Below are 25,062 nucleotides of genomic sequence, written 5' to 3'. Positions count from 1 at the left end.
CTTAGACACTTCTGCTACTACAGCCAATCTGCTGCATTAGTCCAGTTAATGGTTAGATGAACAAAAAAACGCCACCATAGCTTTAGCTAAGCTTTGCAGATAATCAGTAAAGATTACTTCTACTGGGGTTAATAGACTTATTCAACACCAATATAAAGATCAACTTGACCATACTCTAAATTACCATCGATATAACGCTCAAAATCAACGTTAAAAGAGCGGGTATGCTCACAGCTTGAGCTATTAAAATACTCAGAAACCTTCTCCCAAGCATTCATTACAGTATTAGGCATATAGCCTTCTTCAGAGAACAGCAAATACTTGCCAGCAGGAATAGTTACTGCCACTTTAGTACCATTATAAGCCGTAGTTTCTGTACCTGTCTCTTCGCTCTCACCTTCTTGACTACCTAATTCCCAACCAGCCACGACATCAAAAGCACCGATTTCATCATCACTCTCGTAGTTGTGGTAAATACCATAGATGTCAGCATTATCTATCAAAAGACCAGCTTGATCTTGATAAAACTTTTGCCATAATCGACCTAGTTTTGCCGTTTCATGGCTGATCTCAGCGATGTTGGTAGTACGAATGCTGATACCTTTACAAGCTAACGCTGTGGTTAACTCTTTAATTTGTGGAGTCATGGTGTTGCCTATCCTGTTTTTTTGTTTAGAGTAGTGCTTATTGTAAAAAAATAATTAGAGCTCAGCAAAAATACTAGAGAGATAACTAATCAGCTTCATCAATCCAGTTCATTTGAATAGACTCTAAGATGCCTTCATTTGATTTATTAGGATCATCATCAAAACCTTCAAGCTCAGTTATCCAGCGATGCAAATCGGTAAAGCGCACATACTGTGGATCAGTCTCAGGGAACTTTTCGTAGAGTTCGATGGCGATATCTAAGCTGTCTGTCCATTTTAATTTTTGCGGGGTCATAATAGCTCCTTACAGGTTAGTAGCTTTGGTAGAAATAGATTAATAGCAATAGGGTGGAATTGATAGGCACCATCCTAACAAAATTCAGCGTCTACTGTATAGATAAGCTTAGCATCTAGACGACAGAAGAGTATCTTGCCCCATAAAAAACTCGTTATAAACAACTGTAGTTCATTGACCTTGCTAGTCTGACAAGGCAGCTGTGAGTATTAACGACTTTTAGGTAAGGCCTTAACCGCTACTTGGTGAGTATTCCACGACTTAATCACCTCAGTAAGCTGCTCCCCTAACATATCTAAGACACTAGGAGCACATTTACCTTGCTTGTTCATTAGCACAAACTTCGTCATGCCTACTGCCATCAATTGATTTTTTACTAGGAAACGATGCTCAAAGTAAACGTATTTGCTATCCCAGCCTGCCAGCATACTGTTTACCATCATTTTATCTAAGAACTTAATCTCTTTTAGGTAAACCACCTCTTGCATGGCGATGATCCATTGCAAACGCTCAGTGTCTTTTTGATGACAACAAGCCAGCAGCCAACGAGTGATATTGAGCTCAATAAAAGACAAATAGCGATAATTGGGCAGATGATTACGAAAGCCCATATCTTGTGGCAATACCCGATAGCTGCGTACCACTGGTGCAGTCAAAGTTTCCATGCTTAGTTTTTCATTAATAGCTTGCTGCTTTAATTGCTGCTTAAGCAAGCTGGTCATAATAAAAAAACGCAGTAACATATTCATAAGTAATATTCTTATTAACTAGTATAAGGGGTGCTAAAAAAGTATAACTGTATTTAGGATCGTAAGCATGCAAGGCTGCCAGCATTTAAAGCTAATCTTATCCCTAAGTGAAAAGCATACAACACCAAGAGCCGTTAACGCAAAAAAGCCACCGCAGTGACTTCCTTGTTAAGCATTGATGCCTTTTAAAAAACACTTACTGACTTATAAATAAAATCAGTGACCTGCGCCATTGATACTACGCACCATCTCTTCAACCATTTTCTTCGCATCACCAAAGATCATCATCGTCTTGTCCATATAGAATAGACTGTTATCCAAGCCAGCATAACCCGTACTCATAGAACGCTTAATGACCATAACGGTTTGCGCTTTAGTAACTTCCAAGATCGGCATACCAAAGATCGGTGAACTAGGATCTTCTTTAGCAGAAGGGTTCACTACATCATTAGCACCGATTACTAATACTACGTCAGTGCTAGCGAAGTCAGAGTTTATCTCATCCATCTCGATGATATCATCATAAGGCACATCAGCTTCAGCAAGCAAAACGTTCATATGGCCAGGCATACGACCAGCTACTGGGTGAATAGCGAAACGTACTCTAACCCCTTCGGCTTTTAGTAACTCATACAATTCTTTCACGGCGTTTTGTGCCCGCCCTTGTGCCATACCATAACCAGGTACGATAATCACATCGCTGGAATTGGCCATCAAGAAGCCAGCATCTTCTGCTGAGCCTGATTTGTAGTTTTTAGGAGCGCCATCATCGCTACCCGCTGCTACCGCTGTCGTACCCATTCCACCAAACAATACGTTCAGTAGTGAACGGTTCATAGCCTTACACATAATGTAGGACAAGATAGCACCCGATGAGCCCACTAGCGAGCCGGCAATAATCAACATCGAGTTGCCTAAAGTAAAGCCAATTCCTGCTGCTGCCCACCCTGAGAATGAGTTCAATAGCGACACTACCACTGGCATATCACCACCACCGATAGGCGCAATCCACATCCAACCAAACACTATGGCCAATACGGTCATCGCATAAAACGCTGGTAGTGAATCAGTAATAAAATACACCGCCCCAAAACCAACCATAGCGATAAATAATAACGCTTGGACTGGCTTGACCCAGCCGCCCACTAGCGTTTTGGCCCAGCTCTTAGCGGCCAACTTACCAAAGGCAAAGAACGAGGCAGAAAAAGTAATCGCCCCGATAAAGCAGCCGATAAATAGCTCTAAACGGGTGATAGTGCTATAAGCTTCCTCGGTATGTAATACAGTCGCTAAAGCAATAGCTACAGCGGCAAGACCGACGAACGAATGCATCAAAGCCACCGTTTCTGGCATCTGAGTCATAGCAACGGTTCTAGCTTTCCATAAACCGACTAGCGCGCCCAATACCATTGCGCCAACGATCATCCACACTACAGGCCCTTCTGCTAAGAAGAAAGTAGTCACCACAGCGATAGCCATAGCTACCATACCTAAGCGATTACCGCGAATAGCAGTCTTAGGACTGGACAAACCCCGTAAAGTTAAGACAAATAATATAGCCCCTACTAAATAGAACCAATCGGCATTAGCAGCAATCATAGTGGTCAAATTACTCATACTTTGCCCCCTTTGTTAGTAGCGTCATGAGCGATAACTTTTACTTTAGGTTTGAACATCGATAGCATACGTTCAGTCACTGCAAAACCACCGAAGATATTGACACTAGCTAAAAATACTGCAAAAGCACCAAGTAAACTAGTGGCAGTAAATGCACTGCCGTCGATAGTGACGGTCTGGAGCATAGCGCCGACTATAACAATACTAGACAGCGCATTAGTCACCGCCATCAATGGGGTATGTAGCGCTGGGGTGACGCCCCAAACTACGTAATACCCTACAAAAATAGCCAACACAAATATGGTAAAAATCGCAACGAATGGCGTGCTACTCATGGCTGCACCAGCTGGCGCTGCAGCTAAAATAGTGGTAATCATTTTATCCTCCTAAAATTTATCACTTTTGCTTATTAATAGTTATCAAAGAGCAGAGCTAAAAATTAACGCTTAGCAAGGCGCACTTGACCATCATGAGTTACTGCTAATGCGCCTTGGATTTCATCTTCCATATCCAGCGTTAGCGCCAAATTATTGGCTGTAGGGTTGTCTGCTGATTGTGCGATTAAGGTAGTAATAAAATTAACCAAATTATTAGCATATAAATCCGAAGATTGCGCAGCTAGCATTGAGGGAATATTGTCCGCACCCACTATGCGTACCCCATTATCAGTAGTTATAGTCTGATCAGCGACACTACCCTCGACGTTGCCACCAGTACCAGCAGCCATATCAATTAATACTGAACCGGCTTTCATTTTGGCGATGGTTGCTTGATGTATTAATCTTGGTGCTTGTCGACCAGGAATTTGTGCTGTAGTAATAACGATATCAGCCGCGCTAACCGCTTTGTCTACTATTGCGGCTTGATCCTTGATGTACTGCTCAGAAGGTGTCCAAGCATAACCGCCTGTCGCCTTAGCTTTTTGCGCTTCATCATCGCTCATAGGGACATCCAGCCATTTACCACCTAGTGACTCGACTTGCTCTTTAGCAGCAGGACGCAAATCACTGGCTTCGACTACGGCGCCTAAACGCTTAGCAGTGGCAATCGCTTGCAAACCGGCGACTCCTACTCCTAAGATAATCAATTTGGCTGGCTTGACAGTACCCGCTGAGGTCATAAACATGGGAAAGGGGCGCGCGTATTCGTTAGCCGCTAACAATACCGCTTTATAACCGGCAAGGTTAGCTTGTGAGGACAGCACATCCATATTCTGTGCCCGTGATAAAGTTCGCGGCAGTAGCTCCATCGCAAAGGCCGTAACGCCATGACTAGCATAATTATCAAGCTGAGTATTGCGATAAGGATCCAGCATACCGACTACTATCTGACCAGCAGTTAATTGCTCGACTAGGGTAGCTGGCAAGTCATGAACCGTCGTCAGGATACGAGCATCGGCAGCAGTTTCAGCAGCAGTAGCCGCAATACTAGCCCCAGCCGCTTGATACATAGCATCATCATAATAAGCACCACGACCGGCACCAGCTTGCACAATGACTTCAAAACCGAGTTTAAGTAGTTTTTTCACCGCATCTGGGGTAATAGCCACCCGATCCTCGTAGGTGTTATCTGCACTGATTACTCCGATTTTCATAGCATCTCCTTATGACAAATGAGTTTTGATTAATAGCTTTTGCTTAACCACTTCTGCTTAACAGCTTTTGCTTGATAGTTCTTTGCTAATACCCGCTGTTTAACTACTGCGGTTTCACTGAGGTTGTACTTATCATCTAACTAAAAGTATCTCGGTAAATATTAGCCACATAAGACAGTAGTATTTTAAATAGCGCTTTATTAGATAGTTGCTTTTTAATAACTCTGTCTTAAGTAGCTGTTTTTTAATAACTGTTTTAGCCATCTAAAGTATTATAGATTTACTAAATGCTTATGCTTAGTTCATCATTGCTTTTTATTATAGAGATATCGACGGTTACTATTCATTTACTATTGATGACTGACAAGTAAATAAAAAGTTAAGGGTTTACTGCATTTATATAACTTTTATTGTTATATTCAAATGTTTTATTTTTATCAACTATTATTGACCCTAGTTATAGCGATATTATCGACCGTTATATCAGCTAGGTTTTAGCAAGGCAGATGCAGTCGCTAAGGGCTTTGTGCTATGGTAGTCACAGTGTATTAATAAACCATAACGACTATAATTACTGTAAGGAATAAAGATGTACTTTTTGCTTTCTCCTGCAAAATCTCTTAATGAGACCGATGCTGTGCCACTAAATCTTGGCAACTACTACAGCCAACCAGCACTTATCGATAACTCAGCCCAGCTAATAAAAACTCTAAAAACGAAAGATCCGATAGATTTGCAAGAATTAATGAGCATCTCATTTGAGCTGGCAACCCTAAATGCTGAGCGCAATCAAGCTTGGCACCTACCATTTACAGCTGATAATGCTAAACCTGCAAGCTATCTATTCGATGGTGATGTGTATACAGGTCTTGATAGCTATAATATGGATAAAGACACTATTCTATATTTAAATGAGCACTTAGGAATTCTGTCAGGACTCTATGGTCTGTTAAAACCACTAGATTTGATGCAGCCGTATCGGCTAGAGATGGGCACTAAGCTTAAAAACGAGCGTGGTGATAACTTGTACGAATACTGGGGTGAGCAAATCACTGACGCTATTAATGAGCATATGGCAAAGAGTGAAAACAAAGTGTTGGTTAATTTGGCCTCCAATGAATACTTTAAAGCGGTTAAGAAAAAGGCATTGCAGGCCCAAATTGTGACCCCACGTTTTGAAGATGAGAAAAACGGCGTTTATAAAGTGATCAGTTTTTATGCCAAAAAAGCCCGTGGGCTGATGGTGAAGTATGCCGCTGATAACAAACTCACTGATGCTGAGCAGCTCAAGCAATTCGATTTAGCGGGCTATTATTATTGTACTGATGCTTCTAACGAGCAGACTTGGGTATTTAGACGGGATGCTGGGAATCAGTAACATAGTTTTTGAATTTTTAATGGCTATAAAATTTGGTCTGTCCTTCTTAAGTACCAACACATAAAAAACCCCGATAAGCTCTCGCCTATCGGAGTTTTCTTTTACAGCAATGTTATAAAGCTTTAGTAGCTATATAACATTAGGGTTTAAAAGCAGCTTACATCATGCCGCCCATGCCACCCATACCGCCCATTCCACCAACGCCCATGCCAGCCATAGCGTCACCGCTTTCTGGTAGGTCAGTGATCATCACTTCGGTAGTTAGCATAAGACCTGCGATTGAAGCCGCGTTTTCTAGTGCTGAACGAGCAACTTTAGCGGGATCAATAATACCCATTTCTAGCATATCGCCATATTCACCAGAAGCAGCGTTGTAACCATAGTTACCGCTACCGCTTTTCACTTCGTTAACCACTACTGAAGCTTCTTCGCCTGAGTTAGTTACGATTTGACGTAATGGAGATTCCATTGCACGACGTAAGATATTGATACCAGCATCTTGGTCATCGTTATCGCCTTTTAGCTCAGCTAGGGCGTTCATTGCACGAATTAGCGCAACACCACCACCAGGGACAACACCTTCTTCAACTGCTGCACGAGTAGCATGTAGAGCGTCGTCAACGCGATCTTTTTTCTCTTTCATTTCAGTTTCAGTGGCTGCGCCAACTTTGATAACAGCAACACCGCCAGCTAATTTAGCCATACGCTCTTGTAGTTTTTCTTTATCATAGTCAGAGGTTGACTCTTCTACTTGACGACGGATAGAGTCTACACGCTCATCAATAGCTGTTTTCTCGCCAGCACCATCAACGATAACAGTGTTTTCTTTACCGATAGTGACTTTTTTAGCAGTACCCAATTGCTCAAGGGTAGCAGTCTCTAAGCTTAGGCCAATCTCTTCAGAGATCACCGTACCGCCAGTCAAAGTAGCGATGTCTTGTAGCATAGCTTTACGACGATCACCAAAACCTGGTGCTTTTACCGCACAAGTTTTTAAGCCGCCACGCATGTTGTTCACTACTAGAGTTGCCAATGCTTCGTTTTCAACATCTTCTGCGATGATTAGCAAAGGTTTGCTTTGCTGCATTACTTGCTCAAGTAACGGCACGATTTCGCGGATATTGCTGATTTTTTTATCAACTAGCAAGATATAAGGATTTTCAAACTCAGCGGTCAAGCTGTCTTGCTTGTTAGCGAAGTACGGGCTGATATAACCACGGTCAAACTGCATACCTTCAACAACTTCTAAGGTATCTTCAAAGCTTGAACCTTCTTCAACAGTGATAACGCCTTGCTTACCGACTTTTTGCATCGCTTGCGAAATCAATTCACCGATTTTGGTGTCTGAGTTAGCAGAGATAGAACCAACTTGAGCTATGGCTTTTTCGTCGTCAGCTGGAGTAGATAGCAAATGGATTTGCTCTACAGCAGCGCGTACCGCTTTATCGATACCACGTTTAAGATCCATTGGGTTCATGCCAGCAGCTACTGACTTCATACCTTCTTGCAAGATTGACTGAGCCAATACCGTTGCAGTAGTAGTACCATCACCAGCGACATCGTTAGTACGGCTAGCAACTTCACGAACCAATTGAGCGCCCATGTTTTCAAATTTGTTTTCTAGCTCGATTTCTTTGGCTACAGATACGCCATCTTTAGTGATGGTTGGTGCGCCAAATGATTTATCGATAACGACGTTACGACCTTTAGGGCCTAAAGTAACTTTTACAGCGTTCGCTAGGACGTTTACACCGTCCATCATTTGTTTACGGGCATCTATGCCGAATTTTACGTCTTTTGACATGTTAAATTGCTCCAATTATTTATAATTTTTGAGAGTTTGCGAAACCTTAACCTTGTATCTTAGGTTATTAAGGGTTATTAAGCTTCTAGAACACCCAATACATCAGATTCTTTCATGATAAGTAATTCTTCGCCGTCAACTTTAACTGTCTGACCAGCGTATTGACCGAATAATACTTTATCACCAACTTTTACATCTAGCGCACGAGTGTCGCCATTATCACGGATTTGTCCGTTACCAGTCGCTAACACTTCACCTTGTGACGGCTTTTCTTGTGCTGAACCTGGTAAAAGAATGCCACCAGCTGTTTTTGTTTCTTCTTCTATGCGGCGGACGACAATACGATCATGTAAAGGACGGATATTCATCGATCTGACTCCAATAGGTTATTTGAGTTAAAAGTTATTTCATTTAGCGTTCTCAATATCGCTACTTTCTAAACCATTATTGTGACTACTAGTATTTAGAAGATAACTATTGAGCTTGTACCAAAAAGTGGGGGCATCGTTAAACAGCTTCAAGTGCAAAGCCCAAAAATTTACAAGAATATTATGCAATATTATTCATAGTGAACGTCTAGTAGTAAAAAAACCACAAGCAAATATTGAAAATCATAATGTCTAAAGGCAGAGCCTGTAATTAGAGTGATTGCAGTGATTAGATTGAAAGCGGTAGCTTTACTTACAGGACGTTACTGATACTAGAGACTTGAGCTTTATTAGTAATAAAAAATACAGCAATCAAACATCTCCCACTGCTACTACCCTTGAAAATGTAACAGGATATGACCATTATAGCTGTTGACCTATTAAGCTCAGTCCCTGAAATAAATAATAGCTAAAAAACTCTAAGGGGTGCTGCCCACTCCACAATAAATACTGGCTATGCTTGCATCAATTTAACAAGACTCTCCTGCTGCAAGCACATGAGTTTTATTTTTTGCGCTGACTATAAATTAATTAAGGAATTCTATGAATATTTTTCATGCTACTAATTTTAAAACCGTTAACAAAGATTCTACTGCAAAAAAATCCAGCAATAAGCGGTTATCTGCTCTTACTATGGGTGCTAGCATTGCGGCTATCGGAGCATTAAGTATGACCGCCCCTACTCTTGCAAGTGCAAAAACCATTCAACCTTCTAGTGCTAACTATAATTTTACCGTGGAAGATAAATACAAAGGTACAGCCACTCGCACCTTAAACAAATCGGGCAACGTCTGGAAATACGATGTCAATGCTAAAGTTGCTGGTGTCGCTAGTGCCTCTCAAAAAAGCACTTTTGTTATTAATGGCAACAGTGTGGCACCGACCCAAGCTAGTACTACTTACAAGCTATTCGGCGTTGGTCGCACTCATAACCTCAGCTTTAATTCGGGCAAAAAGCAAATTGCTAGTAGTTATAAAGGTAAAACTATTAACCTGAATATGGCCCAGCAAGCTTTTGATGATCTAAGCTTAGAAGTTCAGATTCGCCAAGACCTATTGAATGGTACATTCTCTGGTAACTACTATATGGCCAAAAAAGATAAAATAGAAAAGACCCCATTTAAAAATTCTGGAAAATCTAAGATTACTGTTCCTGCTGGTACTTACGATACGGTACGTATTGATCGTATCCACGATGATAATAGTCGCTCAACTAGCTTTTGGCTAGCACCGAGCTTAGACTATCTACCAGTAAAAGTCAGCCAAGTGAATGAGGGTAAAAAAATGGATCTAGAGCTAACCAAAATCAACTAAGCTGTTAGTTATTGTTTAGCTTATCAATGCCTTGGTTGATAAATTGCTTATTAGTTAAAACTTAGTTAAAACCAATAAAAAGCTGCCCTCTAGATTTAGAGGGCAGCTTTTTATTGAGTAACATATAGACTAAAATCCTAACGTCTATTGACAACCATCACTCTATTCTAAGTTAGCGAGCACGCGGCTGCTTGACCACGTTATTCATCGATGGCAAACGTTTTAGTAATAAAAACAACCAAGCATTGATGGACAGTAGTAAAACGAAATCCAATAGGTACAGGAGAATTTCAGCCCAGCCACTACCATAAACTCGAATGAATAGGGTAACGCCGCTAGCCCCTAAATACACTAAGGTGAGCATACTACCAACCAGCAATATATAAGGGGAACGGCCACGTAATATGGCTGGGGTCAATATAAACGCTGGGATCAGCCATAAGCCATACCACACTATACCGCCAACGATATCGGGACTAGTAGGGTTGACGATACTGATCAATACTGGCATTACCAATAGTCGATAAGCCAGCCATAGCAGCCAAGTCATGACTAAAAGTCTATGCATAGGTGCTATAGGCTTACTGACTTTTTCTGCTTTAACTGACTTCTTGCTAGTGTTGATAGCAGAGTTAGTGCTGGCAACACTTGCACTAGTCATAGTATTGGTATTGATATGAGTGTCAGCAGCTTCAGTACTGGCTATAACGCTAGTAGCTATCTCAGCTTGGCCATCAAATGTGGATGAATCATTGGCCAATACTGAACGCTGGGCTTCATTATTAGGATTATTAGTAGCCATTAGAGAGGTCTGTTTCCTAGTTAAGGGCTGCTATCGAAGGTGCTTGTTAAAACTACACTCAAACACCATCTTTTAGATAGTGTTCTATAAAGCTGTCTTCGACTGAGCAAGCTTATTAGCGTTTCCATTTGGCTTGAGCCAAAGCGGTGGCCGCAATAGTCAGACGATAACCTTGAGCTATCGCCAATTCACGTTCGTCTTCACTCACTAGCTTATCGTGCGCTGCGCCGCTGACGTGGCTAGCACCATAAGGCGTGCCGCCTCGCTGAGTACGATTCAGCGCCGGCTCTGCATAAGGCAGACCTACGATCATCATGCCATGATGAATCAGGGGCAGCATCATAGTTAGTAATGTAGTTTCTTGTCCACCATGCATAGAGCCAGTAGCGGTAAATACTGCAGCGGGTTTATTCTGTAAATTACCAGCCAGCCATATCGTAACCGTATTGTCCCAAAAATACTTGAGCGGCGCTGCCATATTGCCAAAATGAGTAGGACTGCCTAGTGCCAAGGCTGTGCAATCTTTTAGATCATCCATTGTACAGTAGAGATCACCTTCATCAGGAATAGACGGCAAGCTGGCTGTAGTCTCAGGGGCTACTGGCGGCACCGTACGAATCCTTGCAACTAGGCCTGCATCCTCGATACCTTGAGCGATAGCATAAGCCAAAGTTTTGGTAGTGCCATGATTAGAATAATAAAGCACTAACACGTAAGGGGTCGTTTGACTCATTAATAACATTCCTTTTAAATTTGCTCTTATCATCAGTATTAAAAGATATCAGCAATTAGCGGTAGTGAGTAGTCGCAATGATTGATTATACCATGCAGCCGTTAAGCACTGACAGGCAAAGCTGTGACTTAGCACTCTTAAACAGCGTTAAAACTAACGATTATAGCTATGCATTTTGACACAAATAATCAGAAGATACTAAACTGCTAATTTTGTTACAATATCGTATCTTAACCCCTATTAAATGGCCGATATGGAAAACTTATTAAAAAAACTGCCCTTTTTACAACAGCATTGGTTTCAGTTCTTAAGATTTTTGGTTCGGCACTTTTTTCAAGATAACTGTCAGCAAAAAGCCGCTTCGCTTACTTATACTACTATGCTGTCAATTGTGCCTATGCTGACCGTACTGTTGATGATTTTATCTTCAGTGCCAGCATTGTCATCGGTTAGAGCACAGATTTACGAAGTCATTTATAGTAATTTGCTGCCACAATCGAGCCTACAAGTTAGTAAGTATATTAATAGCTTCGCCGAAAAATCATCTAACTTAACTATTATCGGGGCGATGATTTTACTGGTTACTACTATTATGACCTTAACCACTATTGAGCGCGCTTTTAACCAGATTTGGCAAGTTGAAGATAGATCAGGTGGTCTAAAGAGCATCCTGCGTTACTGGACTATAGTGACTTTAGGGCCGCTAGTATTGGGAACAGCATTTCTGGCATCGAGTGCAGTACAGAGCTTTAGCTTGTTAAATCGACAAATAAATGGTTATGGTATTGACTGGGGGTTTTGGATTCAGCTGGTCTCTACGGGGGTCACTGTTGCTGGCTTTACTGCTATGTACTGGTTTATACCAAAAGCTAAGGTCCCCTTTAAAAATGCCGCTATTGCTGGGATTTTTGTAGCGATTATCTTTGAGCTGTTAAAGCATGTCTTCGGTACAGTTATGAGTAACTTTACCAGCTATGAGGCTATTTATGGCGCCTTTGCAGCGCTACCGATTTTCTTGCTGTGGATTTTTTTATCGTGGAATTTAATCTTGCTTGGGGTTGAGATTAGCTATACTTTAACTATTTTTGCAACCAAAGAAGTTTATCCCCGCCATCCGTTGCTAAGCCTGCTAGATATGCTAAACCTGGTTTATAGCCATCACTTAGAAGGTGACGCTGTCAGTGAACAAGACTTACGTAATGTGCTGGGTCGTAAAGAGCTGCCTAAATGGTATACCTATATTAATTATCTGCAAGATAGCAACTTGATTACTCTTACTGAAAAAGATGAATATGTTCTTAAAAAAGACTTAAATCGGATGACTCTATGGGACTTCTACCGCACCTTGCCCTATCCGCTGCCTATCAAAGATGAATTAGATGAAATGAAGCGTGGCAGCCAATATCCTTGGCTCAGCTTATTGGTCAATCGTTTTGTCAATACTGAAGCTTGTGCCAAACAGCAGCTGGACTTGTCATTAGCGACTATCTTTACTCATAGTGAACCTCGGGAAAAAACCTCTGCAGATGGCAAGAAACACTCCCATAATGGGCTTATAAGTGAGCAAGAGCAGTATGATCGGTATGGCTATCAGAGCAATGGTCATAGCGACGATGACAGTACCCCACGCTTTGAAGCGGAGGCTTACGATAAAGACAGCGAAGTTATCCATGACAACAATAACCATGACATCGTCATTCCAGATGGTGATCCAGCTGATGCTATAAGCAAAAACATGAACGTTAACCCTACTAGTAAGCCCGCAGCTATGCCAAGCAAAGCCAACATCATTACTGAAGCCGATAATCCAGCAGCGTCGCTGTAAGCTTGAACGCTTAAATAAGGTTATTAGCCTAGCTAGCACTCAAGTTACGCTCTGTATTTGAGCTTGGCTTTAATAGAAAAACCTCTACTTATATTGCGGAGCTCGTGCCGGTGAAAGACCACTCTAAAGATAATCTGTCTGCCTCTATCTTTGCCTCACTAATAGCTTGGTTAAAAGATTTTAGGCAGCGCTGGTCGTTTGAAAATCTGACCAATTTGCCTGATCGTTTAAAAAATATTTGGCAAAGGCTGCTTGGCTCTTATTGGTTTATTCCTACCGCTTGCATAGTATTAGGGCTACTTCTAGCGCCGCTATTGCTGTCTATTGACCAGCACTTTGATCGTGAAACGGTGAAAGACATTAGCTTTGCATTTACTGGTGATGCGGATGCTGCGCGGGCTATTATGACAGCAATCGCCGGAGCAGTATTAGGAGTAGCGGGCACCACGTTTTCTATTACTATTGCCGTATTATCGATGGCTTCATCACAATTTGGCCCACGGCTACTACGGAACTTTTTGACCGATACTCCTAATCAATTTGTTCTAGGTATCTTTTTGGGTACTTTTAGCTATAGCTTATTAGTACTAAAGGCTATTCATAAGTTTGACGTTGGTTTTGGTGTGCCACAGTTGGCAGTTACTTTTGCTATCGCTCTTGCGGTCATTTGCGCGCTATTGCTAGTGTATTTTGTCCAGCATATGGTACATGCGATTCAGGCCTCACATGTCATTCAAGATGCCAGTAATGACGCCATTAACAATATCAATTATTGGTACAGTGCCACTTGTGATCTGCAGCATCAACAAAATATGACTGCCAAAGATATTGATCGCTATCAGCAGTGGCCAATGACTGCCCTCTATGCTCCAGCTTCAGGATATTTAGGACAATTATATGTAGAAACGCTGATAGCGCTAGCGAGTGACTATGGTGGCGTTATCCAACTGCATACTAATCTTGGCAACTTCGTTACTGATGCTAATGTTATAGGGCACTTCTATCAACGCCCAGCTGATCATGCAAGCTTATTACAAAAAACTAAAACCTCAAACTTAGCACTTCTACCACGCAGACCTGATGGTTTATTCTGGCAGCGCTTTGCCGCAGGCTTAGCTATTGACGCTAGACTGTCACACTCAAACGATATCGCTTACAGCTTAGGGCAAATGACTGAAATTGCGCTACGGGCTTTATCTCCAGGAATTAATGACCCTAAAACAGCAGTAAACTGTGTGCAATCTTTGACTACTTGCTTGAGTATCATGTTGCGTCGACAGCCTCCCAGCCCCTATCACTTCTATATACCACCACATGATAGCGATACTGACGATATTGCGGTCAACCAGCCAGTACCCGCAATCTTAGCGCTCATTACTAAGACCCCTAAGATATCAGACTTTATCGATACCTCACTAGGTGAAATACGGCGTTATGCTACCGCAGATTTGATGGTGCTAAAAGCGCTGTGTCAGGCGATTACTGATCTAAATTATGCTAAAGTGAATAGCGCTCAACGTCAGACCTTACTGCATGAACTAACGCTGATTGAACGAGCTGGACAACAAAACTTAGCTTATAGTGAGCTTACCGCCGACTTGCAAGCCATGTGTTTACAGGCAAGAGCGTTTATCCATGATGATAACGCTAAGCACTTACACTTTGAATATGTTAGCGGATTTAATGCTCATATTCGTAAGGCGCTAGAGACTCAAGCTAGCTAGCTTGTTTAATCCCCATTTTATATATTTGAGAATTTTTTATGGCTTCTGCAACCAGTCTAACCGTACTCGAAATCAGCGCCATATTTTTATCGATCACAGCTTTGCTGACTTATTTTAATCATCGCTTTATTGGTCTACCGACTACTATTGGCGTGATGGTAATCTCTATATTATTATCTATTGCCGCGATATTCCTAGGTTTCTTAGGCTTTGATCAGTTAATTGATTATGAGGTCAGCTTACTAGATCAGCTTGATTTCACTGAAGTATTGTTAGATGGTATGCTCTCAATGCTATTATTTGCTGGTGCTTTGCACGTCAATATCGGCGATCTAAAACGTTATAAGCTGCCCATTGGTATTTTAGCTTTCATAGGAACCATAGTCTCAGCCGTGCTTATCGCTGCTGCGGTCTATTATATGCTGCCCCTATTTGGTTTTGGTTTACCTTTTATTTGGTGCTTGTTATTTGGCGCTTTGATATCACCAACGGATCCGATTGCAGTGATGGGCATCTTAGCTTCAGCGAATGCGCCAAAGAGCATCGAAACTGTTATCGCTGGCGAGTCATTATTTAACGATGGCATCGGAGTAGTGATCTTTGTCATCCTTCTTGGCATTTTGAGTAGTGGTAATATCCCAACAGTCAATTATGTCGCTCATGCGCTAGCATTCGAAGCTGGCGGTGGTATCGTCTTCGGCTTAGTACTCGGCGCTATCTTGTACTATATGCTCAAGAGTATTGATAGTTATCAAGAAGAAGTGCTGTTGACCTTAGCTGGGGTAATCGGTGGTTATGCGCTCGCCAGTCATTGGCATCTATCGGGACCATTAGCTATGGTAATGATGGGACTAATGGTTGGTAATCGCGGTCGCGAATTAGCAATGAGTGATAAGACTCGCCACTATATCGATCTATTTTGGGAGTTAATCGATGAGATATTGAACGCTATTTTGTTTGTATTAATCGGTTTAGAAGTAGTAATGATTGCTTACTCAGGTAATCTATTTATCGCTGCAGGCTTAACTATTGTCATTGCTCTAGCAGCACGGCTTATCGTAGTCGGCATGACCACTAGGACCTTTAGACACCAACTCAATTTACCAGTAGGTGCTTGGAAAGTGCTGACTTGGGGTGGCTTACGTGGCGGTATCTCAGTGGCGCTAGTGTTGCAGCTACCATCCGGTGCCGAGCGTGATATCTTATTGGCCCTTACTTATGCGGTAGTTGTATTCTCAATCCTAGTACAAGGCTTAAGTATCGGTAAAGTTGCCAAAAGCATTAGACCTATCAACGAGCTTTAGATGCAGGCTTATAAAACCATTTACCATTTACCATTTACCATTAACTATTAAAGCAAAAAGCTATCTTATTAAACAATAAAACTGCCAGAAGAGAGTCTCTTTTGGCGGTTTTGTTTGTGCTGTTAAACAGGGCTAATAAACAATGCTGATAAACAATGCTAATAAATAACATTATCTGTAGTTATACCTGTCTAGTTAGGGAGCTAAAATTATTAACAATCAACTTAGTAGCACAAACTAGTAAACCTAAATCAAGCCTTTATGCTTCATATTTCGATAAACTACGATAACGATGACTATGTTTAGTAGCAATATAAATAAGTTAAACCCATCAAATGTATTAGCGAACAGATAGTACAGCTCTACAGGTATAAAAATACCGTATCCGATGACGCTAAACCAATAGGCCCAAGTTTTATCTTGCCATAAGCCGTAAGCTTCCATGAATCGCAAACTGGCATAAGCAAAAATCAACAATAAGAATAACGTCCAGTTGTGACTAGCTTTTTGTGCTAGCTGTACTATGCTTTCTACTTGCGCTGCTAACAGCTGACCAAAGTTTTGCTGCCAAGTATTAGTAGCCGTCGCTAGCCACTGATCTAAATCTTTGTGCCATAGCCATAAAGCAGTCGCTCCTAGCAGCGCGCCAATACCTTTGATTATCTCATAGATAGCTACTGCCTTGATCGACTCACTAGATTGACTAGCTGTGCTCACCTTTATAGGCAGCTTGGCATTAGATAGATTAGCCAAAGAATGTCTCCACGACACGACCTTGTAACTGTTGGCCAAAGAAAGGGGTATTTTTACCATTAGACAGCATAGTTTCAGTAGTTACTTGCCATGTCATATCAGGGTCTACTAAGATAGCTCCGCCCGTTTCTAGATATTGATCTTCAATACCAGCAATCTTTGCCGGATTGAGACAAATCTTAGCCACTAGTTGCTCTACTGTTAGCACCTCATCACGCACTAGCTGACACGCCAGCGCCATAAAAGTATCGAAGTTGGAAATACCTGGGGTACTCTCAGCAAAAGGGGCTTTTTTGGCAGTAACGTTGAGCGGCTCATGATGGCTACAAATGGCATCGATAGTGCCGTCTTTAAGACCACGACGTAGCGCTTGCTGATCGGTGTTACTGCGTAATGGCGGCAGTACATATGACATAGCATTAAAGCCTTCTAGATTATCATCGGTCAAATGCAACTGATGCATCGCCACATCACAAGTGACTGGTAAACCCTTATCTTTAGCCCAGCGCATAAGCTCCACTGAAGACTTACAAGATAGTTGACTAAAATGAGCGGCAATGCCGGTCTCTTCAACCATTAGTAATTGCGTTGATAAAGCTACGGTCTCGGCAATCCAAGGAATGCCTTGCAAACCATGATAAGAGGCGATATAGCCTTCATGAGCCACGCCATCACCAGATAAGCTAGGCTCATCAGGATAGAAGAATACTTTCATCCCAAAGGTAGCGGCATACTCCAAGGTACGCAACTGGACTAAATCATTTTCAAAAGGTCGACGAGCATTAGAGACTGCAATACAACCGCCTTTTTTGAGGCCAGCAATATTAGAAGGCCTTTCCCCCTTTAACCCTGCCGTCAGTGCACCTAAGATATGTAAGTGAATGCCACCATCTTCTAACGCTCGTTCTCGCAACCCCTTTAGCAATGAGCCATTCTCTAATATAGGATTAGTATCAGGCGGAATGACTACATGCAAAAATCCATTAGCCAGTGCTGCGCTGCCTTCTGATGCCAGCGTCCCATGCTGCTGCAACCCTGGTTCACGTAAGCGGGCGCACAAATCAACCAAAGGCGGTAGTAGCCACAGTTGATGATCTGATGCGTTATTAGTCAACTGCTCACTCACTGAACTGGGTAGTGATTGGCTAAAAGCGGTAGGCAATAGGTCGATTATCTGTGCTGTAGTGTTATTATTATCGATCATGAGCTGGGTACCATGTAAATAAGTTAAATAGGAAAGTAGACAAAAACTAATCAACAGCTATGGGCTAAATTAGTATCACATCAAAATCTAATCTACTGTTAGCAATTATCCTCTATTCGCTTGGTGAGCACGCTGCCCTTCCATAGTCAAAGCCAATACTGCCATGCGAATAGCGACCCCATTACTCACCTGCTTTAAGATAACGGATTGCGGGCCATCAGCCACGCTTGAGGCAATTTCCACCCCACGATTCATTGGCCCAGGGTGCATAATTAGCGCATCGGGTTTGGCTAACGCTACCCGCTCAGGGGTAATGCCATACTGCTTATAATATTCACTCGATGAAGCTAGTAGAGGCGAGCCAATACGCTCGTTCTGTATTCTAAGCCCCATAATCACATCACAGTCACGCACGCAGCTGTTCATATCCTCATACACTTGCACCCCAAAACGCTCAATACCTTTTGGTAGCAGCGTACGTGGCGCTATCACTCTTATATCTTTGACACCTAAGGTTTGCAAGGCACTGATATCGGATCGAGCTACTCGTGAATGCTTGACATCGCCAATGATAGCCACTGACAACTCTTCAAACGGACGCGGCGCTTCACGGTGAATAGTGAGCATATCGAGCATACCTTGCGTAGGATGTGCATGCCAGCCATCACCGCCATTAATAATAGCAATATCTGGGGTCACCTCAGTAGCCATAAAATGTGCAGCGCCAGAAGCGGAATGACGCACTACAAAAATATCAGCAGTCATTGCTTGTAGATTCCACAGCGTATCGCGTAGGCTTTCGCCTTTTTTGGCACTAGAGCTGGCAATATCAAGGTTCAACACATTAGCACCAAGACGTTTTTCAGCGACCTCGAAGGTAGTCCGCGTACGAGTTGATGGCTCAAAAAACAGATTCATCACCGTACAACCTTCCAACTCAGGACGATTAATCAGTTGCCCATTTTCATCGAAGAAAGTTTCAGCTTTGGCAATGATAGCTTGCAATTGCGCTTTATTAAGACCTTCCACTCCCAAAAAATGCCTTATGCTACCATCACTATTTAATTGTGGTCGACTAAGCGAAGTATTGAGTCTTTGATGAATAGTACTAGGATCAAACTTGGCGTATTCAGAAGGGGAAACGTTATTCTTGGTATCGTGAGTATTTGGCATAATGGCAAGTCTTTATGATAGGTTTATATTTAGGATTGAATTTACTGATTCAAACTGAATATTACAGCTAAGGTTATTATACTTATAATCATTGGTATTTTGCTTAAAACACTTAGTTAACCGTCTAGCAATAAGGACATTTTGTCGCTTATTTGCTACACTTTACCGCAATAACTTTATAATGCTAATGACTACTGATAATGAATGCTACAACTTAAGGCTATTATCAACTCTTTTAATGACGGTTGTACCAAAATTTATCAGCGCTAATGACATTAAGACGGCTCATCAATTAGCGAATGAGGATAAAAATGCGCTACATTTTTGTCAATCAAAATAATTGTTGTAGAGAATATCATCTTATTGTCTATAAACGCTCAAAGAGTCACAGTAATATAGAGAGATAGCCATTTTAAGCCCAGTAACTATTTATGCTGTTAAATGAGGACATGCCTTAGCCATAGTGTAGCTGATTTTGTCATAGTCATAAACATAGCGCTCTGACTAATTTAGCACAGTTATGTATGTAGCTATTATTTGACTACTAAAGATAGGCTAAGGTCTATTGATATAACTTTTTATCGAGCTTATCAATAGCCTTCAACCGCCATCATTACCTTTAATAGCTAATAATTAACACTGTAATGCACTGCCTGATCACTATTTATTAAAGATTCAGTTAAGATTTATAGCCCAGTCGTTTTATCACTTTTTTATGATAACACTTTTATTATAATCCTACTTACTAGGAAGCTTTATGACCACTTTGACCGACTACTTAAACCATGTTTCTTGCGACGCTGCGCTTAGCGAAGTAATCACCACTGTTACTGACGTTGGTAAAACCATTGCCCAGCTATTAAGAAAAGGCGCGCTTGCAGATATCTTAGGGGAAGCGGGCAATCAAAACGTTCAAGGCGAAGATCAAAAAAAGCTCGATGTTTTAGCCAATGATTTGTTATTAGACGCTTTAGCACAAAATAGTCATTGCGCTGGGGTTGCCTCAGAAGAACTAGATCATGCTACTCCTGCCAATGTAGACGGTAGCTTATTAGTATTATTTGATCCTCTTGATGGCTCCTCTAACATCGACATCAATATGGCGGTGGGAACTATTTTCTCCATCCTTCCTTATAATCGTCAAGGCCAAGCGAGCGAAGATCAAGACTTTTTGCAGCCAGGCACTAAACAGCTAGCAGCTGGCTATTTATTATATGGCACTTCTACGATGCTAGCGCTGACTATCACTGATACAGTAGTTATGTTCAGTCTCGATCCTGATACTGGAGATTATATCGTGGTTGAAGAACAAGTCCAAATCGATGCAGACACTAGCGAGTACTCGATTAACAGCTCCAACTATCGCTATTGGCGTGCGCCTATGCAGCAATATATAGATGAGTTGATCGCTGGTGAAGCTGGTGTGCGCGAGCGTGATTTTAATACCCGTTGGGTAGCAGCCATGGTCGGTGATGTGCACCGTATTTTATGCCGCGGCGGTCTCTTTACTTATCCGTTTGACACTAAGTATGCCAATAAAGCTGGCAAATTACGCTTGATGTACGAGGCCAACCCGATGAGCTTATTAATCGAACGAGCTGGTGGTAGTGCTACTGATGCTGTCAACCGTATCCTCGATATCGAGCCTACAGATATTCATCAGCGGGTGCCTGTAGTCCTTGGTAGCAAAAACGAAGTCAATTATGTCAAAGAGCTACATTTACAGCATGCTAATAAACAGGGCTAACTTAGATGACCGTCTGTAATAGGCGGTTATCCATAAATGACCTTGACTGGGTTTACCTTTTTGACGACTAATTTTTAGCCAGTTGAACGGTTAAGCCGCGCAACTTTATATTGATTTTTAAGCGGTCTATTATGACATTATATGCAAACGAGCTAAACCCCCTAGTTACTTCTGATAAGAACCAAACGATAAAGCTGGCCAAAGCTTTATTAACTCAAGCACGCCAACGCAATAAACAAGCGCAGACTGTACTTGAAGGCATACATTTAATTGATGCCGCTTTACGCAGCGATTACCCATTCGAACAAATACTAGTAGCAGAATCCGCTCATGGCCACCCTGAAGTACAGCAAATACTAAGCCGCCTGACTACTGATATTAGTGTTTTAGTCATGTCAGACTCGTTATACAAGAGCATTCGTAGTTTAGGCTCAGGTATTGATGTTATGGCCATAGTCAAGATACCAGCGCCTATTCTGCCGATGATTACTACTGACTGTTTGATATTAGATGACGTCCAAGACAGTGGTAACGTAGGTACTTTACTGCGCACGGCTGCAGCTGTTGGCATTGATACTATACTTTGTACTAGTGGCACCGCTCAAGCATGGTCACCGAAGACTTTACGGGCTGGCATGGGTGCGCAGTTTGCATTGACTATCTATGAAGGGCTAAGCGTGACCGATATTTTAGACAAAGTACAAGTACCGCTCTTAGCTACGAGCTCGCACACCGATACTTTAATCTACCAGCATGATCTACGCCAGCCTACTGCTTGGATTATGGGTCACGAGGGTCAAGGGGTTTGCGCTGAGCTCATGCAATGTGCTACTCCTATCGCCTTGCCGCAACCTAATGGTCAAGAGAGCCTGAATGTCGCTATTGCCGGAGCGCTCTGTCTGTATGAAACTTTGCGTCAACGTCAATATTCCTAAAAACAGTGATTGAAGAAGCACTTTGATGGGTGACAAGTGTATAAAAAATCCCGCTATCAATGATAGCGGGATTTTTTATATAATAATATATTAAACAGTCAATGATTTGGCTAAGCTTAAATCTTGCTAGTCAACTCAGGTAACGCCTGGAATAAATCTGCTTCTAAGTAGTAATCAGCCACGCTAGCGATAGGTGAATCTGGATCATTATTGATAGCTACGATAACTTTAGAGTCTTTCATACCCGCTAAATGCTGAATGGCACCTGAAATACCAGCGGCAATGTATAGATCTGGGGCAACGATTTTACCAGTTTGACCAACTTGCATATCGTTAGCAACATAACCTGCATCGACAGCAGCACGTGAAGCGCCAATAGCAGCACCTAACTTGTCAGCAAGCGGTTCGATATACTTAGTAAAGTTCTCACTGTTAGCAAGCGCACGACCACCTGAAACTACGATTGATGCTGAAGTCAATTCAGGACGGTCAGACTTAGCCATCTCTTCATTAATAAAAGTTGCTTTACCAGCTTCTTGTACATTATCGATAGTTTCGACAGTGGCTGAACCACCTTCGGCAGCAACAGGATCAAAAGCTGTAGCACGTACCGTTATCATAACTTTTTCTTCTGTAGTCTTAACGGTAGCAGTAGCATTACCTGCGTAGATAGGACGTTCAAAAGTTTGTGGATCTATAACTGCAGTGATTTCAGACAGCATACTTACATCAAGTAATGCTGCTGCACGTGGCATAAATCCTTTACCAGTACTGGTTGCAGGAGCCAAAATATGGCTGTAGTCACTAGCAATATCAGCAACTAATAACGCAATATTTTCTGCCAATTGATGCTCATAAACGGCGTTATCTGCTAATAGGACTTTAGTCACCCCTTCAGCTTTCGCAGCTTCGTCAGCTACCGCTTGATTGCTACTACCAGCAACCAATACATGAACATCAGCGCCTATTTGTTTAGCGGCGGCGATAGTGTTTAAAGTTGCCTTTTTTAGACTGGCATTGTCATGTTCTGCATATACCAAAATAGCCATGATTTTTGTCCTTTATTTATTCGTATCATCTATTCGTATGGTCAGCTGTTAGCCTAAATGACTTTGGCTTCATTTCTTAGCTTGTCGACTAATTCGTCTACTGACTTAACCGTGATACCCGCTTTACGCTCAGCAGGTGGCTCAACTTTGGTGATCTCTTGTTTAGAGGTCATATCTACCCCAAAATCAGCAGGCGTTTTTTCATCAAGTGGCTTTTTCTTAGCTTTCATGATGTTAGGCAGCTTGGCATAACGTGGCTCATTAAGGCGTAAGTCAGTAGTGATAACTGCTGGTAGAGACAGTGCTACTGTTTGTGCACCACCATCCACTTCACGAGTGACGTTTACTTTATCGCCTTCTACTTTAACTTCTGAAGCAAAAGTACCTTGACCAATGCCCATCAGTGCCGCCAGCATTTGACCAGTTTGATTATTATCATCATCAATGGCTTGCTTACCTAACAAAATAATATCAGTACCTTCAGACTCAGCGATACTTTTTAGGATTTTGGCCACTTGTAGTGGATAAGGCTTAGCGTCAGTTTGTACCAATACGCCACGGTCAGCTCCTAAAGCTAATGCCGAACGAATCTGTTCTTGTGCTTCTTTAGGACCAATTGAGACTACGATAATCTCTTCGATAACGCCTGCTTCTTTTAGACGAACCGCTTCTTCAACCGCAATTTCATCAAAAGGGTTGATAGACATTTTGGTGTTAGATAAATCAACCGCTGAATGATCAGCTTTTACACGAACTTTTACGTTGTAATCAATGACACGCTTGACCGCGACTAATGCTTTCATACGTTCCTCGTTTGTTATATGTGAATTTAAAAGTATTAAATAAAAAACAGCTATAAATAAAAAGTGGAGCTTTACGGTCGTTCAAAGTTATATTTAGCAGTTTTAGCTTATAGCACATAATGGTTAGCACTTAGCTGTACTTATTAGACTAGACTATCTTGCGTGAGAGCGCTTATAAGGTCAAGATGACGCCGTGAATAATCGGTCATAAATTTGTCACTATTTCTGAAAAATAGCCAATATAAGCTTAAAACCTTTAGTTATAGCTAATTATATATAGTCATAATAATTATAATAGTTATGCTTTGTATCACAGCTAAGTGCTTATTTACTTAAGGTTTTATCATTACTTCTATAGTATCTAAAGCTGAGATTTTTGGTTGATATTACTATTATAAGTAGTTACTAATACTTGCTTATCATCGATATCATCAAATAATGACCAGTCAGGAACAACTTCATTATTCTTGATCACACTTATATCGGCCGTGGTTTCCATAATCACGGCAAAAACCTCAGACTTAGCCTTAATACCATTTTTGCGTAAAATCTGTTTAATATCATTAGTACTTAGTTTGGCTTTTTTTAAGTTATCCCAAAGATACTCACCGTTAGTCATCAAAACAAGAGGCTGATTGTCTATCAGCGCTTTGATGGGTTTAAATTTGCGTCTGACAATAGACAGCAGCGCTTGTAATAGAAACAACACGCCAATAGCAAAAACACCTTGTAATAGCGAGGTTGATTTTGATAGCACGGTAGAGGCCAAAATGCTACCAATGCCAACGGTCATGGCAAGATCGTAACTTGAGAGCTTAGAAAAGCTTCGTAAACCTACGATACGAGTAAACATTATCAAAAAGAAATAAAAACCAATAACCGATACAGTTATGCCAACGATTTGCTGCCAATCCATCCATAGCCAAGCTTGCCAATCCATAGTACACCCTCAATAGTTATCAAATTATTTATCTTCACTACTATCAATCACCAGCTAATATAAAAAATTCGCTTCTCTCCCTTGTTTTACTTATCTATAGCTAAATTTTGGCCAAAAAAAAGCAACCCAATAAGTGGTTGCTTTTGCGATACAGTCTAAACAATATTTTTTTGTTTTAACAAACAAAGTAATCTAGTGACGATTTAATCTTTATAGAATTAAGCTAACTGATAAATCAATTGAG

23 protein-coding genes are annotated in these 25,062 nt (G+C 41.5%); 7 read left to right on the top strand and 16 right to left on the bottom strand.

Annotation, left to right across the window (positions count from 1 at the left end; translation table 11 throughout):
• Nucleotides 1-137: 137 nt before the first annotated feature.
• The 6 genes from JMY09_RS07980 to JMY09_RS07955 all read right to left on the bottom strand — a co-directional run bounded on the left by JMY09_RS07980 (nt 138) and on the right by JMY09_RS07955 (nt 4,902).
• Nucleotides 138-647 carry a GyrI-like domain-containing protein gene (locus tag JMY09_RS07980; RefSeq protein WP_201623066.1) on the bottom strand — a complete coding sequence of 170 codons (510 nt, stop codon included), beginning with the start codon at nt 645-647 and terminating at the stop codon, nt 138-140.
• Nucleotides 648-732: 85 nt separating this feature from the next.
• Nucleotides 733-942, bottom strand: a complete 210-nt coding sequence (gene iscX / locus JMY09_RS07975; protein WP_201623065.1) for a Fe-S cluster assembly protein IscX — start codon at nt 940-942, stop codon at nt 733-735.
• Nucleotides 943-1,151: 209 nt separating this feature from the next.
• Nucleotides 1,152-1,691, bottom strand: a complete 540-nt coding sequence (locus JMY09_RS07970) for a thioesterase family protein (protein ID WP_201623064.1) — start codon at nt 1,689-1,691, stop codon at nt 1,152-1,154.
• Between the two features lie 216 nt (nt 1,692-1,907).
• On the bottom strand, nt 1,908-3,290 hold the full coding sequence (locus JMY09_RS07965; protein ID WP_201623078.1) for an NAD(P)(+) transhydrogenase (Re/Si-specific) subunit beta: 1,383 nt from the start codon (nt 3,288-3,290) through the stop codon (nt 1,908-1,910).
• 14 nt (nt 3,291-3,304) lie between these two features.
• The gene (locus tag JMY09_RS07960) at nt 3,305-3,643 is read right to left on the bottom strand and encodes a proton-translocating transhydrogenase family protein (RefSeq protein ID WP_201623077.1); all 339 of its coding nucleotides are present in this window, start codon (nt 3,641-3,643) and stop codon (nt 3,305-3,307) included.
• A gap of 104 nt (nt 3,644-3,747) precedes the next feature.
• Entirely contained in the window at nt 3,748-4,902 is a 1,155-nt protein-coding gene (locus JMY09_RS07955; RefSeq protein ID WP_201623063.1) for an NAD(P) transhydrogenase subunit alpha, read from the bottom strand.
• Between the two features lie 589 nt (nt 4,903-5,491).
• Here JMY09_RS07955 and yaaA point away from each other — a divergent pair.
• Complete coding sequence (gene yaaA / locus JMY09_RS07950) at nt 5,492-6,280, top strand: peroxide stress protein YaaA (protein ID WP_201623062.1); 789 nt, start codon at nt 5,492-5,494, stop codon at nt 6,278-6,280.
• A gap of 157 nt (nt 6,281-6,437) precedes the next feature.
• Here yaaA and groL read toward each other — a convergent pair whose 3' ends face one another.
• Together groL and JMY09_RS07940 are read right to left on the bottom strand one after the other, a co-directional pair.
• Complete coding sequence (gene groL / locus JMY09_RS07945) at nt 6,438-8,084, bottom strand: chaperonin GroEL (RefSeq protein ID WP_201623061.1); 1,647 nt, start codon at nt 8,082-8,084, stop codon at nt 6,438-6,440.
• A 77-nt stretch (nt 8,085-8,161) separates the two neighbouring features.
• Nucleotides 8,162-8,452: a co-chaperone GroES gene (locus tag JMY09_RS07940; protein ID WP_201623060.1), complete on the bottom strand. Its 291-nt coding sequence runs from the start codon at nt 8,450-8,452 to the stop codon at nt 8,162-8,164.
• 603 nt (nt 8,453-9,055) lie between these two features.
• Between JMY09_RS07940 and JMY09_RS07935 the strand changes: the two genes are divergently transcribed.
• The gene (locus JMY09_RS07935; protein WP_201623059.1) at nt 9,056-9,826 is read left to right on the top strand and encodes a DUF3108 domain-containing protein; all 771 of its coding nucleotides are present in this window, start codon (nt 9,056-9,058) and stop codon (nt 9,824-9,826) included.
• Between the two features lie 172 nt (nt 9,827-9,998).
• Here JMY09_RS07935 and JMY09_RS14765 read toward each other — a convergent pair whose 3' ends face one another.
• Complete coding sequence (locus JMY09_RS14765; protein ID WP_320157831.1) at nt 9,999-10,628, bottom strand: hypothetical protein; 630 nt, start codon at nt 10,626-10,628, stop codon at nt 9,999-10,001.
• 115 nt (nt 10,629-10,743) lie between these two features.
• Entirely contained in the window at nt 10,744-11,361 is a 618-nt protein-coding gene (gene wrbA / locus JMY09_RS07925; RefSeq protein WP_201623058.1) for an NAD(P)H:quinone oxidoreductase, read from the bottom strand.
• 253 nt (nt 11,362-11,614) lie between these two features.
• Here wrbA and JMY09_RS07920 point away from each other — a divergent pair, with 253 nt between their 5' ends.
• The 3 genes from JMY09_RS07920 to JMY09_RS07910 all read left to right on the top strand — a co-directional run bounded on the left by JMY09_RS07920 (nt 11,615) and on the right by JMY09_RS07910 (nt 16,214).
• Nucleotides 11,615-13,186: a YihY/virulence factor BrkB family protein gene (locus tag JMY09_RS07920; RefSeq protein ID WP_201623057.1), complete on the top strand. Its 1,572-nt coding sequence runs from the start codon at nt 11,615-11,617 to the stop codon at nt 13,184-13,186.
• Nucleotides 13,187-13,296: 110 nt separating this feature from the next.
• Nucleotides 13,297-14,910 carry a DUF2254 domain-containing protein gene (locus JMY09_RS07915; RefSeq protein ID WP_201623056.1) on the top strand — a complete coding sequence of 538 codons (1,614 nt, stop codon included), beginning with the start codon at nt 13,297-13,299 and terminating at the stop codon, nt 14,908-14,910.
• Nucleotides 14,911-14,948: 38 nt separating this feature from the next.
• A complete protein-coding gene (locus tag JMY09_RS07910; protein WP_201623055.1) occupies nt 14,949-16,214 on the top strand; it encodes a cation:proton antiporter in 1,266 nt (421 codons plus the stop codon).
• Nucleotides 16,215-16,460: 246 nt separating this feature from the next.
• On the opposite strand, the gene JMY09_RS07905 is transcribed toward JMY09_RS07910, so the two are convergent.
• From JMY09_RS07905 to JMY09_RS07895, 3 genes are all read right to left on the bottom strand, one after another.
• Nucleotides 16,461-16,967 (bottom strand): DUF2127 domain-containing protein, encoded by a 507-nt coding sequence (locus JMY09_RS07905; protein ID WP_227677228.1) that lies wholly within the window; start codon nt 16,965-16,967, stop codon nt 16,461-16,463.
• The gene (locus JMY09_RS07900) at nt 16,960-18,171 is read right to left on the bottom strand and encodes a dihydroorotase (protein ID WP_201623053.1); all 1,212 of its coding nucleotides are present in this window, start codon (nt 18,169-18,171) and stop codon (nt 16,960-16,962) included. The genes JMY09_RS07905 and JMY09_RS07900 overlap by 8 nt, the downstream gene beginning before the upstream one ends.
• Nucleotides 18,172-18,276: 105 nt before the next feature.
• Nucleotides 18,277-19,344 carry an aspartate carbamoyltransferase catalytic subunit gene (locus JMY09_RS07895; RefSeq protein ID WP_201623052.1) on the bottom strand — a complete coding sequence of 356 codons (1,068 nt, stop codon included), beginning with the start codon at nt 19,342-19,344 and terminating at the stop codon, nt 18,277-18,279.
• Between the two features lie 757 nt (nt 19,345-20,101).
• Here JMY09_RS07895 and JMY09_RS07890 point away from each other — a divergent pair.
• Both JMY09_RS07890 and JMY09_RS07885 read left to right on the top strand, forming a co-directional pair.
• Nucleotides 20,102-21,091 (top strand): class 1 fructose-bisphosphatase, encoded by a 990-nt coding sequence (locus tag JMY09_RS07890; protein ID WP_201623051.1) that lies wholly within the window; start codon nt 20,102-20,104, stop codon nt 21,089-21,091.
• Nucleotides 21,092-21,222: 131 nt separating this feature from the next.
• Nucleotides 21,223-22,026, top strand: coding sequence for a TrmH family RNA methyltransferase (locus JMY09_RS07885; RefSeq protein ID WP_201623050.1), 804 nt, complete (start codon nt 21,223-21,225; stop codon nt 22,024-22,026).
• Between the two features lie 116 nt (nt 22,027-22,142).
• On the opposite strand, the gene JMY09_RS07880 is transcribed toward JMY09_RS07885, so the two are convergent.
• The 3 genes from JMY09_RS07880 to JMY09_RS07870 form a co-directional block, all read right to left on the bottom strand.
• On the bottom strand, nt 22,143-23,075 hold the full coding sequence (locus JMY09_RS07880; protein ID WP_201623049.1) for an electron transfer flavoprotein subunit alpha/FixB family protein: 933 nt from the start codon (nt 23,073-23,075) through the stop codon (nt 22,143-22,145).
• Between the two features lie 53 nt (nt 23,076-23,128).
• Nucleotides 23,129-23,878 carry an electron transfer flavoprotein subunit beta/FixA family protein gene (locus JMY09_RS07875; protein WP_201623048.1) on the bottom strand — a complete coding sequence of 250 codons (750 nt, stop codon included), beginning with the start codon at nt 23,876-23,878 and terminating at the stop codon, nt 23,129-23,131.
• Between the two features lie 361 nt (nt 23,879-24,239).
• On the bottom strand, nt 24,240-24,818 hold the full coding sequence (locus JMY09_RS07870) for a DUF421 domain-containing protein (protein ID WP_201623047.1): 579 nt from the start codon (nt 24,816-24,818) through the stop codon (nt 24,240-24,242).
• Between the last annotated feature and the right edge of the window lie 244 nt (nt 24,819-25,062).

It is taken from the genome of Psychrobacter urativorans, assembly GCF_904846695.1.
In the GTDB taxonomy this organism is placed as follows: Bacteria; Pseudomonadota; Gammaproteobacteria; order Pseudomonadales; family Moraxellaceae; genus Psychrobacter; species Psychrobacter urativorans.
The sequence above is the reverse complement of the archived record's forward strand: the minus strand, read 5'-3'. Positions and strand labels throughout refer to the sequence as shown.